Genomic DNA, 12,145 nt, shown 5'->3' on the forward strand with positions numbered 1-12,145 from the left:
GCCAGGATTTCGTCAAAGCCATGAATTTTCATGTTTCCAATCCTCCTGCATCAGCAGGTTCTGCCGCAAAGGCGGCGGCTTCTTCCGTGATGTCGATGCCGACCGGGCACCAGGTGATGCAGCGGCCGCAGCCGACGCAGCCCGACGTGTCGAACTGGTCGTGCCAGCTGGACAGCTTGTGGGTCATCCACTGACGGTAGCGCGACTGGGTGGAGCGACGCACCGCGCCGCCGTGAATGTAGCTGAAGTCGAGGCTGAAGCAGCTGTCCCAGACGCGCCAGCGCTCGGTGTGGTCGCCGGACAGGTCGTTGACGTCTTCCACGTCGGAACAGAAACACGTCGGGCAGGCGAGCGTGCAATTGGCACAGGACAGGCATCTGTCCGCTACCTCCGCCCAGCGGGGGTGTTCGAGATTGTCCTTCAACAGGCCGGCGATGTTCTCCGGCATGGACCGCATCTGCATTTGGGCAGCCTGCTCGGTGACCGCGTGGGCTGCTTCCTCTGCTGCCGCATCGGCGGCAGCCGCTTCGATCCGATCCAGAATTCCTGCTCCTCGGTCGCTGCCGCATTCGACAAGAAATCCGCCGTCCTCAAGTTCGGTCAACGCGATGTCGAAACCAGCCTCAGCGCGCGGCCCGGTGTTCATGGAAGAGCAGAAGCAGGTCGGCGCCGAGCGGGCGCATTGGACGGCGACGATCAGCATGTTCTGCCGCCGGTGCTTGTAACCGGCATCAGTGAAGTCGCCGTTGTTGAAGACGCGATCCTGTATCTCGATTGCCGCGATCTCGCAGGCACGGGCACCGAAGATCGCCGTCTTGGGGAAGTCGACCTGATGCGGTTCGATGGCAAAGCCGTCTTCGGTGCGGGACGCGGACCAGAGTTTCTGGCGGGCGGGGAAGAGCCATTTCTTCCAGTTCTGCGGCCCGACCACGTAGTCGAACCAGCGGTCGTTTCCGCTTTCCCGCAGCCGGTAGTGACCGCCGTCCTGTTCATCGACAAACCCGCGTGGCAGATCGCCCGCCGTCTCGATCTCGTCATAGACGATCGCGCCGTCGCCCAGGCGCGGGCCGATCACGCGCCAGCCGTCCGCGCGCAACGCGTCGACGATCGGTGCCGGATCATCGAGAACGAAGCTGCCTCCAGTACGTGCTGTCATGTCCGGCTATCCCGCTAAGACATTGAAAATCGTTTTTGGTGCAATGCACACTTCACACTCTTATTCGTTCAGCATCAAGGTTATGCGACAATAAAAATCGAATTGTTGATCGAGGCGATCAGGCCGTAGCGGTCTGGAACGCCTAACCGTCGTAAAGCCCGCGGTCCCCGGGCCTGGCGCGTGGCGATGGCACTGAGAAAATCCAGGGAGGGTGTTTCCACACCTGCGGCGCGGGCGAACGCCTGGGGCGCGCGGATGATCTCGTCGATTTCCATCGGCCGGCCCAGTTCGTAATCCTGCAGGATAGACGGCTTGTGGTCGGGGATCTGGGCAATGGTAGCCTCCGCGTCGACCTTGTCGTCGAGCGGGTAGCCATGAGCTTTGGAAATCAGCAGTCCTTCCGCCAGAAGGCGGCGCAGGATGACGTTGAGATCCGGATCCACCCGCGAAATCGACGCTTCGTTCCGGGTCACCAGCGCAAGGCCCGAGATGCTCACGTTGAGCAGGAGCTTTGACCAGATGATTGTACGGATACCGCCTTCCGGGGTCGGGGAGGAGATCCCGGCCTCGTCCAGCAGCTTGCGCAAACCGGCGACATCGAACCGGCAGTTCGGGGTGACACCTTCGATGGACATGCGGTTGCGGTTGGGGGAATTGTTCTGCACGACGCCGGGCTCGATCATGGCGTTGGCGGAATAGACGCTGCCGCCGATGATCTGTTCCGGCGACAGATAGGCGAGATACCGGTCGGCAAGCCGGAAGAGCGGTGTGGAGGGTGGTTCCGGCTTGTCGGTCAGCCCGAGCGGATACCACCAGGGCATTCCGTTCTGCGGGAAGATGACGCCGGTTTCCGGACCGATCAGCGGCTTGAGCGGGGTCAACGATCGCCGCCAGTCCGGTTGCCTTCGCGGCGACGATGACGAGATCCTGCGGACCCAATTCGGCCGCATCCGAATGGGCCGGCAGGTCGACGCTCCAGGATTGGTCGCCTGCCTTGAGGGTCAGGCCCTTCGACTGAATGGCTTCAAGCTGCGGTCCGCGGGCGATCACCGAGACATCATGGCCGGCCCTGGCCAGCTTGACGGCAAAATGGCTGCCGATCGCACCGGCGCCGAAAATACAAATGCGCATGAAGATCTTCCAAAAGACGTGACGAGGCGTTGCCGTGCACTAGATCATGGAGAGGACGCCGGCGCAAAGACCCCTTGCGATTTTTCATTAGCTGGAGGGTTGCTCATAGAAAAAACTTCAAGCCTGAAATTTTAAGCTTGAAATAGTTTGCGGAACGCGCGACCATCTTCGCAACAAACCAAGAGGAGATTGTCGTCGTGCGGATTGCGTGTCTGGGAGGCGGGCCGGCAGGGCTATATTTCGCGATCTCGATGAAACTTCGGGATCCGTCGCATGAGATCGTCGTGATCGAGCGCAACCGAGCGAACGATACGTTCGGCTGGGGCGTGGTGCTCTCCGACGATGCACTGGAAAACCTCCAGAAGAACGATCCGAAAAGCGCCGAGGCGATCCGCGGCAACTTCGCCTATTGGGATGATATCGCCGTCGTCCACAAGGGCGTGCGCACGGTCTCCGGCGGTCACGGCTTTGCCGGCATCGGCCGCAAGAAGATGCTTATCCTGCTGCAGGAAAGGGCGCGCGAACTCGGCGTGGACCTGCGCTTCGAGACCGAATTCGACGACGTCGAGGAGTACCGCAAGGAGTACGATCTGGTCGTCGCCTGCGACGGCATCAATTCCCGGGTCCGCTCCCAGTACGAAGACTATTTCAAGCCGCAGATCGATGTCCGCAAGTGCAAGTTCATCTGGCTCGGCACGCACCAGAAATTCAACGACGCCTTCACCTTCATCTTCGAGAAGACGGAGCACGGCTGGATCTGGGCGCACGTCTACCAGTTCGATGCCGATACGGCGACGTTCATTGTGGAGTGCTCGCAGGACACCTGGGACAACTTCGGGTTCGAGGGTATGTCCAAGGAAGAGACCATCCAGACCTGCGAAAAGGTCTTCGCCGATCATCTGGATGGTCATGAACTCATGTCCAATGCGGCCCATCTGCGCGGCTCCGCCGTCTGGATGAATTTCCCGCGGGTGCTGTGCGAGCGCTGGTATCACGACAATGTCGTGCTTCTCGGCGATGCCTCGGCGACCGCGCATTTTTCCATTGGCTCCGGTTCGCGTCTGGCGTTCGACAGCGCGATCGCGCTGGCCGATTACCTCCACTCCGAGCCGGACATGCAGGCTGCCTTCAGCCGCTACCAGGAAGAGCGGCGGCTGGAAGTGCTGCGACTGCAGTCGGCGGCACGCAACTCGCTGGAGTGGTTCGAGGAGGTCGAGCGTTATCTCGATCTGGATCCAGTCCAGTTCAACTATTCCCTGCTCACCCGTTCCCAGCGTATCAGCCACGAAAACCTGCGCCTGCGCGACGCGCAGTGGCTGGCGTCGGCGGAACGCTGGTTCATGGATCACGCCGGCGCGCCGGCTGCCGCACCGACGCGTCCGCCCATGTTCGCGCCGTTCAAGCTGCGCGACATGGAACTGAAGAACCGCACCGTCGTCTCGCCGATGGCCCAGTACAAGGCAGTCGACGGCTGCCCGACCGACTGGCATCTGATCCATTACGGCGAACGGGCCAAGGGCGGCGCGGGTCTGGTCTATACCGAAATGACCTGCGTCAGCGCCGAAGGCCGGATCACGCCGGGCTGTCCTGGGCTTTATGCGCCGGAGCACGAGGCGGCCTGGAAGCGGTTGACCGATTTCGTCCATAGCGAAACCGATGCCCGGATCTGCTGCCAGATCGGCCATTCGGGCCGCAAGGGCTCGACCAACATCGGCTGGGAGGGGATGGACAAGCCTCTCCCCCAGGGCAACTGGGAACTGGTCTCCGCGTCTGCCATTCCGTGGTCGGACCAGAACGACACGCCACGCGAGATCAACCGGGCCGAAATGGACCAGGTGAAGGCCGAGTTCGTTGCATCCGCGGAGATGGCCGAACGCGCCGGCTTCGACATGATCGAGCTTCATGCCGCTCACGGCTATCTGATCTCCTCGTTCATTTCTCCGACGTCCAACCAGCGCACCGACGACTACGGCGGCAGCCTGGAAAACCGAATGCGCTATCCGCTGGAGGTGTTTGCCGCCATGCGCGCCGTCTGGCCCGCGGACAAGCCGATGTCGGTGCGTATTTCCGCCAATGACTGGGTCGGCGACGAAGGCGTCACCCCGGAAGAGGCGGTCGAGATCGCGCGCCTGTTCTGGGAGGCCGGCGCCGACCTGATCGACGTGTCCGCCGGTCAGACCTCGATCGATGCGAAGCCGGTCTATGGCCGCATGTTCCAGACACCGTTCTCAGACCGGATCCGTAACGATGCGGGTATCCGCACCATGGCGGTCGGCAACATCTACGAGGCCGATCACGCCAACTCGATCCTGCTTGCAGGACGTGCGGATCTGGTGGCCGTCGGCCGTCCGCATCTGTCGGATCCCTACTGGACGCTGCATGAGGCGGCAAAGATCGGCGACCGGAACGCGTCCGACTGGCCGCTGCCTTATCTCGCCGGACGGGATCAGCTGTGGCGGCTGGCCGACCGGGAAGCGGAAACGGTGGTCAAGGTATGACGCCACTCGCCGGCAAGCATATCGTCGTGACCGGAGGCGGCACCGGCGTCGGGGCGGCGACGGCGCAGGCCTTTGCGTCCGCCGGTGCCACGGTCACGATCATGGGGCGCTCCGAAGCGCCCCTTGCCGCGCAAGGACTGCCCTACGAGACCTGCGACGTGACCGACCGGGATGCGGTCTTCGCCGCGTTCGAGGCGGCGCGTGCGGCCCGCGGGCCGGTTACCGTCGTGATCGCCAATGCGGGGGCGGCGGATAGCGTTCCCTTCGCGAAAATGACGCCGGATATGTTCAATTCCATGCTGTCGGTCAATCTGGGCGGTGTGGTCAATTGCTGGCAGGCAGCACTCGCCGACATGAGGGCTGCGGGTTGGGGCCGGATGATCGCGGTTGCCTCGACCGCCGGTCTGAAGGGCTTCGCCTATGTCAGCGCCTATTGCGCGGCCAAGCATGGCGTGATCGGCCTGACCCGGTCTCTTGCCCAGGAACTGGCACGCACCGGCATCACCGTCAACGCGATCTGTCCCGGCTATATCGAAACGCCGATGCTGCAGCGGTCGATCGACAATATCATCGCCAAGACCGGCATGAGCGCCGAAGAGGCCGCGGCCCAGCTGCGCGCCGGCAATCCGCAGGACCGTTTCATCCAGCCGGATGAAGTGGCCGGGAGCGCGCTCTGGCTGTGTTCGGATGCGGCCCGGTCGGTCAACGGCCATGCGCTCAGCCTGACCGGAGGAGAGATATGACCAAAGAAACGCCCTCGTCTTCCCTGTCGAAGAACCGGTTGAGGCTCTGGCTGAAACTGCTCAAGACCTCGTCGTCCATCGAGGCGGAATTGCGCCGTCGGCTTCGCGACCAGTTCGGTTCGACCCTGCCGCGTTTCGACGTCATGTCGGCACTGGCACGCACGCCCGAGGGGCTGAAGATGAGCGAGATTTCCAGCCTGTTGAAAGTCTCGAACGGCAATGTCACCGGCATTGTCGAGCGCTTGGTCGAAGACGGTCATGCCCTGCGCCTGGCCGTGCCCGGCGACCGGCGGGCCAACCGGGTCAAGCTGACGGCCGCCGGGTCGAAAGCCTTTGCCGAATTGGCCGCCGAGCACGAAGGCTGGATCAATGAAATGCTGGGAGAGTTCGGCCCCGAGCAGATCGAAACGCTGAGCGATCTGCTGGAGGCGGTGCTCCACCCTGCCGAAAAAGACGAAAAATCGGGGAGCGCAGCAAATGCGGAGTGATGTAACCCATTTCAAATGCGAGATCGACGGCGGCATCGCCCGGATTTCGCTCGACCGTCCGGAACGGAAGAACCCGCTGACCTTCGACAGCTATGCGGAGATGCGCGACTGGTTTCGCGACCTGCATTACGCGGACGACGTCCACGCGGTGGTGATCCTGCCCAACGGCGGAAATTTCAGTTCCGGCGGTGACGTGCACGATATCATCGGGCCGCTGACGCGGATGAACATGAAGGAACTGCTTGCCTTCACCCGCATGACCGGAGATCTGGTCAAGGCGATGATCGGTTGCGGCAAGCCGATCGTCTCCGCGGTCGACGGTATCTGCGCCGGTGCCGGGGCGATCCTGGCCATGGCGTCGGATCTGCGGGTCGCGACGCCTGAGGCGAAGGTCGCCTTTCTGTTCAACCGGGTCGGCCTTGCCGGCTGCGACATGGGCGCTTGTGCGATCCTGCCCCGGATCATCGGACAGGGCCGTGCGTCGGAACTTCTCTATCTGGGCCGCTCCATGAGCGCCGACGAAGGCCTGAACTGGGGCTTCTTCAACCGGGTCGTCGATGCGGGGGCTCTGGAAGAAACCGCGATGGATTTCGCGAGCCGGATCGTTTCTGGTCCGACCTTCGCCAACTCCATGACCAAGACCATGCTGGCGCAGGAATGGTCCATGACGCTGGAACAGGCGATCGAGGCCGAGGCGCAGGCCCAGGCGATCTGCATGCAGGGCAACGACTTCCGCCGGGCCTACGAGGCCTTCGTGGCCAAACAGAAGCCTGTGTTCGAGGGAGACTGAGATGGCTGACCGCAGCTTCCTCAACTGGCCGTTCTTCGAGGCGCGGCACCGCTTGCTGGCGGAGCAGGCCGATGCCTGGGCCGAAGTCAAGCTCGCTGCGATCGATCATTCAGATACGGATGCCGCCTGCCGGGCGCTGGTCGCCGCAATGGGCGAGGCCGGTTACCTGCAACACACGGGCGCCGAAGACGGCCGGCTCGACGTGCGCACGCTCTGCCTGATGCGCGAAACCCTGGCCCGTCACGACGGGCTTGCGGATTTCGCCTTCGCCATGCAGGGCCTTGGCACCGGGGCGATCTCCCTGTTCGGCACGCCCGGGCAGAAGGCCGAGTGGCTGCCGCAGACCCGGTCCGGGCAGGCCATCTCCGCCTTTGCCCTGACCGAACCGCAATCCGGCTCCGACGTCGCCAACTCGACCATGACCGCCACCCGCGACGGCGACAGCTATGTTCTGAACGGCGAGAAGACCTGGATTTCCAACGGCGGCATTGCCGATGTCTACACCCTGTTCGCCCGTACCGGCGAGGCGCCGGGCGCAAGGGGGCTGTCGGCCTTCATCCTTCCGGCAGGGCTGCCGGGCTTCGAGGTGGTGGAACGGCTGGAGACGATCGCACCGCATCCACTCGCCACGCTGCGCTTCACCGATTGCCGCATTCCCGCTTCCGCGATGCTCGGCGAACCGGGGCAGGGCTTCAAGATCGCCATGTCCGTGCTCGACGTCTTCCGCGCTTCTGTCGCGGCCGCGGCACTCGGCTTTGCCCGCCGCGCGCTGGACGAGGCGCTTGCCCGGGTCACCTCGCGCAAGGTTCAGGGCGCGCCGCTTTTCGACCTGCAGATGGTGCAGGGACATATCGCCGATATGGCGCTCGACGTGGACGCCAGCGCGCTGCTCGTCTACCGCGCCGCCTGGACCAAGGACAGCGGCGCGCCCCGTGTCACCCGCGAGGCCGCCATGGCCAAGCTCTTTGCCACCGATCAGGCCCAGGCCGTGATCGACAAGGCGGTGCAGCTGCATGGCGGGGACGGGGTGAGGTCGGGTGAAACCGTCGAAAAGCTCTACCGCGAAATCCGCGCCCTTCGTATCTACGAAGGCGCATCCGATGTTCAGCGCGTCGTCATCGCACGGCAGGCTCTTGCCGAATTCCAAGGAGGATCGTGATGCTCAGTCCCTCAGCCCATGTCGACACATTTTCCCGGGATAATCTCCCGCCGGAAAGCCAGTGGCCGGATTTCCTGCTCGACGGTTTCGAGTATCCGGAACGGCTGAATGCCGGTGTCGAACTGACCGACGGCATGGTCGCCAAGGGCTTCGGCGACCGGACCGCTCTGATCGGCAACGGACGGCGGCGCACCTACAAGGAGCTGGCCGATTGGACCAACCGGCTGGCCAACGTGCTGGTCGACGATCTGGGCGTGAAGCCGGGCAACCGCATCCTGATCCGCTCCGCCAACAATCCGGCGATGGTCGCCTGCTGGCTTGCCGCGACCAAGGCAGGTGCGGTGGTGGTCAACACCATGCCCATGTTGCGGGCGGGTGAACTAACCAAATACGTCGAAAAGGCCGAGATCCAGTTCGCCCTGTGCGACACCCGCCTGATGGAGGAAATGGAACTCTGCGCCAAGGACAGCCCGTTTCTGAAACGGGTCGTCGGCTTTGACGGCACCTCCAATCACGATGCCGAGCTCGACCGGCTGGCGCTGGAAAAGACGGTGCAGTTCGAGCCGGTGCCGACCGGCCGGGACGACGTGGCGCTGCTGGGGTTCACATCAGGTTCCACCGGCACGCCGAAGGCGACGATGCATTTCCACCGCGATCTGCTGATCATCGCCGACGGCTATGCCAAGGAAGTTCTCGGTGTGACGCCGGAAGATATCTTCATCGGCTCGCCGCCGCTTGCCTTCACCTTCGGTCTCGGCGGACTTGCGATCTTCCCGCTGCGTTTCGGGGCAGCGGCCACGCTTCTGGAAAGTGCCACGCCGCAGAACATGATCGAGATCATCGAGAAATACCGGGCGACCGTGTGTTTCACCGCGCCGACCGCCTACCGCGTCATGCTGCAGGCGATGGAGGAAGGCGCTGACCTGTCCAGCCTGCGCGCCGCGGTATCCGCCGGCGAGACGCTGCCGGCGCCGGTCTATGACGCCTGGCAGGCAAAGACCGGCAAGCCGATGCTCGACGGCATCGGCGCGACCGAGATGCTGCATATCTTCATCTCCAACCGCTTCACCGACCACCGGCCGGCCTGTACCGGCAAGCCGGTGACCGGTTACGAGGCGAAGGTGATCGGCGAGGACGGCACCGAGGTGCCGAAGGGCACGGTCGGCCGGCTGGCGGTGCGCGGTCCGACGGGCTGTCGCTACCTCAACGACGACCGGCAGAAGAACTACGTCATGGACGGCTGGAACGTCACCGGCGACAGCTTCTCCGAAGACGAGAACGGCTATTTCCACTTCGCCGCGCGCAACGACGACATGATCATTTCCGCCGGCTACAACATCGCCGGACCGGAAGTCGAGGCGGCCCTGCTTGCCCATCCGGCGGTCGCCGAATGCGCCGTCATTGGCGCGCCGGACGAAGCCCGCGGCCATATCGTCCAGGCTCATGTGGTGCTGGCCGAAGGTTACGAGGCGAACGACAAGACCACGGAAGAGCTGCAGGCCCATGTGAAGGCGAAGATCGCGCCCTACAAGTACCCGCGCTCGATCATCTTCACCGACACGCTGCCGAAGACAGAAACGGGCAAGATCCAGCGGTTCAAGCTGAAGGCGGATTAACACGCGCGGCGGAGGGCTCGCGCGCCATAAGAAGAATTCATGAAAGGCCAGACATGACCCATCAGATCATTCAACCGGACGGCTGGGTGCAAGCCAAGGGCTACGCAAACGGAGTCCTGACCGAGGATGGAACGCTCTATACCGGCGGCCAGATCGGCTGGGACAAGGACCAGGTGTTCGTCGCCAAGGACTTCATCGGTCAGATGGAGCAGGTGTTGCGCAACATCCTCGACATCGTCGAGGCGGCAGGCGGGACGGCCTCCGACGTGGTGCGCCTGACCTGGTTCGTGAAGGACAAGAAGGAATACATGGCCCACCAGCGCGAGGTCGGCGAAGCCTACCGCCGCGTTTTCGGCAAGCACTTCCCCGCCATGTCCATGCTCGTCGTCGCCGACCTCATCGAGGACGAGGCCCTGGTGGAAATCGAGGCGACCGCGAAGATTGCGAAAGCCTCTTGAGGTAAGAACGCTCGTCCCGCTTGCTCCCGTCTCCCCCCTTGAGGGGGAGATGTCACCTTGGTGACAGAGGGGGGTGACGATGTGAGCGTCACACTCAGGTGCTGCAAATTTCCGAGAGGCCGAATACCCCCCTCTGTCCGCTAACGCGGACATCTCCCCCTCAAGGGGGGAGACGGGTGCACGGGGCTGAATCAGTTTAAAAACGAAATGTTCCGAGCCTTAAATCGGCCACCCCTAAAGCCCCCGCGCGTTCACGTAGATCGACCGCAACGATGTCGTGGCGCAGATGAACAGGCGGTTGCGTTTGGGGCCGCCGAAGCAGAGGTTGGAGACGACCTCGTCGATTCGGATCTTGCCGATCAGGGTGCCGTCGGCGGCGAAGCAGTGAACGCCGTCGCCGGCCGACGACCAGATGTTGCCGTTGGTGTCCAGGCGAAAGCCGTCGAAGAGGCCGGTGTCGCAGACGACGAAATCCGCGCCGGGCCCCACGGATTTGCCGTCCGCGGACACCGGGTACTTCCGGATCTTCGGTTCGCAATCGGGAAAGTGGGTCTTGCCCGTGTCGGCCACGAAGAGCGTGGTTTCATCCGCCGAGAACGCCAGGCCGTTGGGCTGTTTCATGTCATCGATGACGCGGGTGATGCCGCCGTCGGGCGCGATCCGGTAGACATGGCGGCCGTCCTGTTCCATCGGCGCGGCATCGCCCTCGTAGTCGCTGTCGATACCGTAGGAGGGGTCGGTGAACCAGATCGATCCGTCCGACTTCACGACCACGTCGTTGGGGGAATTGAGAGCTTTGCCGTCGTAGCTGTCGGCCAGGATCGTCTTGGTGCCGTCGATCTCGTAGCGGCTGACGCAACGGCCGCGATGTTCGCAGGCAATCAACCGGCCCTGGTGGTCGACCGTGTGGCCGTTGTGGTTGCGGCACGGCTGTTCGAAGGTGGAGACCGCGCCGTTCATTTCGTCCCAGCGCAGGATCCGGTCGTTCGGAATATCGGACCAGATCAGATAGCGGCCGGCGGCGAAATAGGCTGGCCCCTCGGTCCAGCGGCCGCCGGTCCAGAGCGTGTCCATATTGGCGTTACGGTGGATCAGCTTTGCAAAGCGGTCGTCGCGGATGTCGTAATGTTCTCCAGGCATGTCTTCCTCCCTTACGACGTGACGCGCTGATTGCGACCATAGACCAAAAGCATACCGATGATGACGGCGCCGTAGATGATCTGCCGGCCGGCTTCCGGCATCTGCATGATCGACAGGACCGAGTTGAGCAGGACGATCAGGATCACGCCGACCAGCGTGCCCGAATAACGCCCGCGTCCGCCGAGAATATGGGTTCCGCCGAGCACGACGGCGGCGATGGCCGGCAGCAGGAAGGCATTGCCCATGCCCTGATAGGCCTTGGCTGAATAGCCGGTGAGGAGAACGCCGGCGAGCGAGGCGCACAGGCCGGACATGACAAAGGCGCCGACGATGACGAAGCGTGTGCGGATGCCCGACAGGTAGGCGGCGCCCTCTCGCGAACCGGTGGCATAGATCGACCGGCCGAAGCCGGTGCGGGTCAGGATGAGCGCGACAACGGCGGAGACGGCCGCCCAGACGAAGATCGCGACCGGAATACCGAGCAACCGGTCCTTGGCCAGAAACAGCATCAGCGGCGTTGCGGAGTCTTGCGGGGCGAAACCACCGGTCTGCGCCACCATCAACCCGCGCAACACCGTGTCGACGCCGAGAGTGAAGATCATGGAGGGGATGCGCAGATAGGCGACGCCGAAACCGTTCAGCAGGCCGACGGCCAATCCGACTGCAAGCGCCATGGGCAGGGCCATGTCGCCACCGATGGCGGTGGCGGTCATCGCGGCCGCGGTCAGGGTCCAGGGGATCGACAGGTCGATATGGCCGAGGAGGATGACCATCATCATGCCCGCCGCACAGATGCCGAGGAAGGAGCCGGTCTGCAGCAGCTGCAGCAGGTATCTGGGTGACAGCAGCGGAGCCGTGCCGGTGGTCGACAGGGTGTAGACGGTGCCTGCCAGCAGGATCACGACGATGAACAGCGACGCGATGACGATGGGGCGGTTTTCGGCTGAAATGGAGATGCGCATGGCG

General features: G+C 63.4%; 11 protein-coding genes and 1 pseudogene. 7 read left to right on the forward strand and 5 right to left on the reverse strand.

The genetic code is table 11. The features are described from left to right. Positions 1 to 28: 28 nt before the first annotated feature. The 3 genes and pseudogenes from ABIN98_RS04140 to ABIN98_RS04150 form a co-directional block, all read right to left on the reverse strand. Positions 29 to 1,156, reverse strand: a complete 1,128-nt coding sequence (locus tag ABIN98_RS04140) for a 4Fe-4S dicluster domain-containing protein (protein ID WP_346907658.1) — start codon at positions 1,154 to 1,156, stop codon at positions 29 to 31. An 80-nt stretch (positions 1,157 to 1,236) separates the two neighbouring features. Continuing rightward, the gene (locus tag ABIN98_RS04145; protein WP_346907659.1) at positions 1,237 to 2,037 is read right to left on the reverse strand and encodes a ketopantoate reductase C-terminal domain-containing protein; all 801 of its coding nucleotides are present in this window, start codon (positions 2,035 to 2,037) and stop codon (positions 1,237 to 1,239) included. Between the two features lie 46 nt (positions 2,038 to 2,083). Further along, positions 2,084 to 2,287, reverse strand: a pseudogene (locus ABIN98_RS04150) (ketopantoate reductase family protein); the annotation flags it as partial. A gap of 197 nt (positions 2,288 to 2,484) precedes the next feature. Between ABIN98_RS04150 and ABIN98_RS04155 the strand changes: the two are divergent. The 7 genes from ABIN98_RS04155 to ABIN98_RS04185 are packed head-to-tail and all read left to right on the forward strand — an operon-like array spanning position 2,485 to position 10,039. Next, complete coding sequence (locus tag ABIN98_RS04155) at positions 2,485 to 4,785, forward strand: bifunctional salicylyl-CoA 5-hydroxylase/oxidoreductase (RefSeq protein WP_346907661.1); 2,301 nt, start codon at positions 2,485 to 2,487, stop codon at positions 4,783 to 4,785. After that, entirely contained in the window at positions 4,782 to 5,528 is a 747-nt protein-coding gene (locus ABIN98_RS04160; protein WP_346907662.1) for an SDR family NAD(P)-dependent oxidoreductase, read from the forward strand. The genes ABIN98_RS04155 and ABIN98_RS04160 overlap by 4 nt, the downstream gene beginning before the upstream one ends. Then, a complete protein-coding gene (locus ABIN98_RS04165; RefSeq protein ID WP_346907664.1) occupies positions 5,525 to 6,016 on the forward strand; it encodes a MarR family winged helix-turn-helix transcriptional regulator in 492 nt (163 codons plus the stop codon). The genes ABIN98_RS04160 and ABIN98_RS04165 overlap by 4 nt, the downstream gene beginning before the upstream one ends. Then, positions 6,006 to 6,806 carry an enoyl-CoA hydratase family protein gene (locus ABIN98_RS04170; protein WP_346907666.1) on the forward strand — a complete coding sequence of 267 codons (801 nt, stop codon included), beginning with the start codon at positions 6,006 to 6,008 and terminating at the stop codon, positions 6,804 to 6,806. Before ABIN98_RS04165 ends, ABIN98_RS04170 begins: the two co-directional genes overlap by 11 nt. 1 nt (position 6,807) lies before the next feature. After that, positions 6,808 to 7,965, forward strand: a complete 1,158-nt coding sequence (locus ABIN98_RS04175) for an acyl-CoA dehydrogenase family protein (RefSeq protein WP_346907667.1) — start codon at positions 6,808 to 6,810, stop codon at positions 7,963 to 7,965. After that, positions 7,965 to 9,581: a benzoate-CoA ligase family protein gene (locus tag ABIN98_RS04180; RefSeq protein WP_346907669.1), complete on the forward strand. Its 1,617-nt coding sequence runs from the start codon at positions 7,965 to 7,967 to the stop codon at positions 9,579 to 9,581. Before ABIN98_RS04175 ends, ABIN98_RS04180 begins: the two co-directional genes overlap by 1 nt. 53 nt (positions 9,582 to 9,634) lie before the next feature. Then, positions 9,635 to 10,039 carry a RidA family protein gene (locus ABIN98_RS04185; protein WP_346907672.1) on the forward strand — a complete coding sequence of 135 codons (405 nt, stop codon included), beginning with the start codon at positions 9,635 to 9,637 and terminating at the stop codon, positions 10,037 to 10,039. A 234-nt stretch (positions 10,040 to 10,273) separates the two neighbouring features. Here the strand turns inward: ABIN98_RS04185 and ABIN98_RS04190 are convergent, their stop codons facing one another. After that, the gene (locus ABIN98_RS04190) at positions 10,274 to 11,179 is read right to left on the reverse strand and encodes an SMP-30/gluconolactonase/LRE family protein (RefSeq protein WP_346907674.1); all 906 of its coding nucleotides are present in this window, start codon (positions 11,177 to 11,179) and stop codon (positions 10,274 to 10,276) included. An 11-nt stretch (positions 11,180 to 11,190) separates the two neighbouring features. Next, positions 11,191 to 12,141, reverse strand: coding sequence for an ABC transporter permease (locus tag ABIN98_RS04195; RefSeq protein WP_346907676.1), 951 nt, complete (start codon positions 12,139 to 12,141; stop codon positions 11,191 to 11,193). Between the last annotated feature and the right edge of the window lie 4 nt (positions 12,142 to 12,145).

The sequence above is a fragment of the uncultured Roseibium sp. genome (genome assembly GCF_963675095.2).
GTDB lineage: Bacteria > Pseudomonadota > Alphaproteobacteria > Rhizobiales > Stappiaceae > Roseibium.

What these genes read in the sequence shown, in the direction of transcription:
- ABIN98_RS04175 (WP_346907667.1), top strand. Translation starts at nt 6,808, where the DNA reads ATGGCTGACCGCAGCTTCCTCAACTGGCCGTTCTTCGAGGCGCGGCAC.
- ABIN98_RS04180 (WP_346907669.1), top strand. Translation starts at nt 7,965, where the DNA reads ATGCTCAGTCCCTCAGCCCATGTCGACACATTTTCCCGGGATAATCTC.
- ABIN98_RS04165 (WP_346907664.1), top strand. Translation starts at nt 5,525, where the DNA reads ATGACCAAAGAAACGCCCTCGTCTTCCCTGTCGAAGAACCGGTTGAGG.
- ABIN98_RS04195 (WP_346907676.1), bottom strand. Translation starts at nt 12,141, where the DNA reads ATGCGCATCTCCATTTCAGCCGAAAACCGCCCCATCGTCATCGCGTCG.
- ABIN98_RS04185 (WP_346907672.1), top strand. Translation starts at nt 9,635, where the DNA reads ATGACCCATCAGATCATTCAACCGGACGGCTGGGTGCAAGCCAAGGGC.
- ABIN98_RS04190 (WP_346907674.1), bottom strand. Translation starts at nt 11,179, where the DNA reads ATGCCTGGAGAACATTACGACATCCGCGACGACCGCTTTGCAAAGCTG.
- ABIN98_RS04160 (WP_346907662.1), top strand. Translation starts at nt 4,782, where the DNA reads ATGACGCCACTCGCCGGCAAGCATATCGTCGTGACCGGAGGCGGCACC.
- ABIN98_RS04170 (WP_346907666.1), top strand. Translation starts at nt 6,006, where the DNA reads ATGCGGAGTGATGTAACCCATTTCAAATGCGAGATCGACGGCGGCATC.
- ABIN98_RS04140 (WP_346907658.1), bottom strand. Translation starts at nt 1,156, where the DNA reads ATGACAGCACGTACTGGAGGCAGCTTCGTTCTCGATGATCCGGCACCG.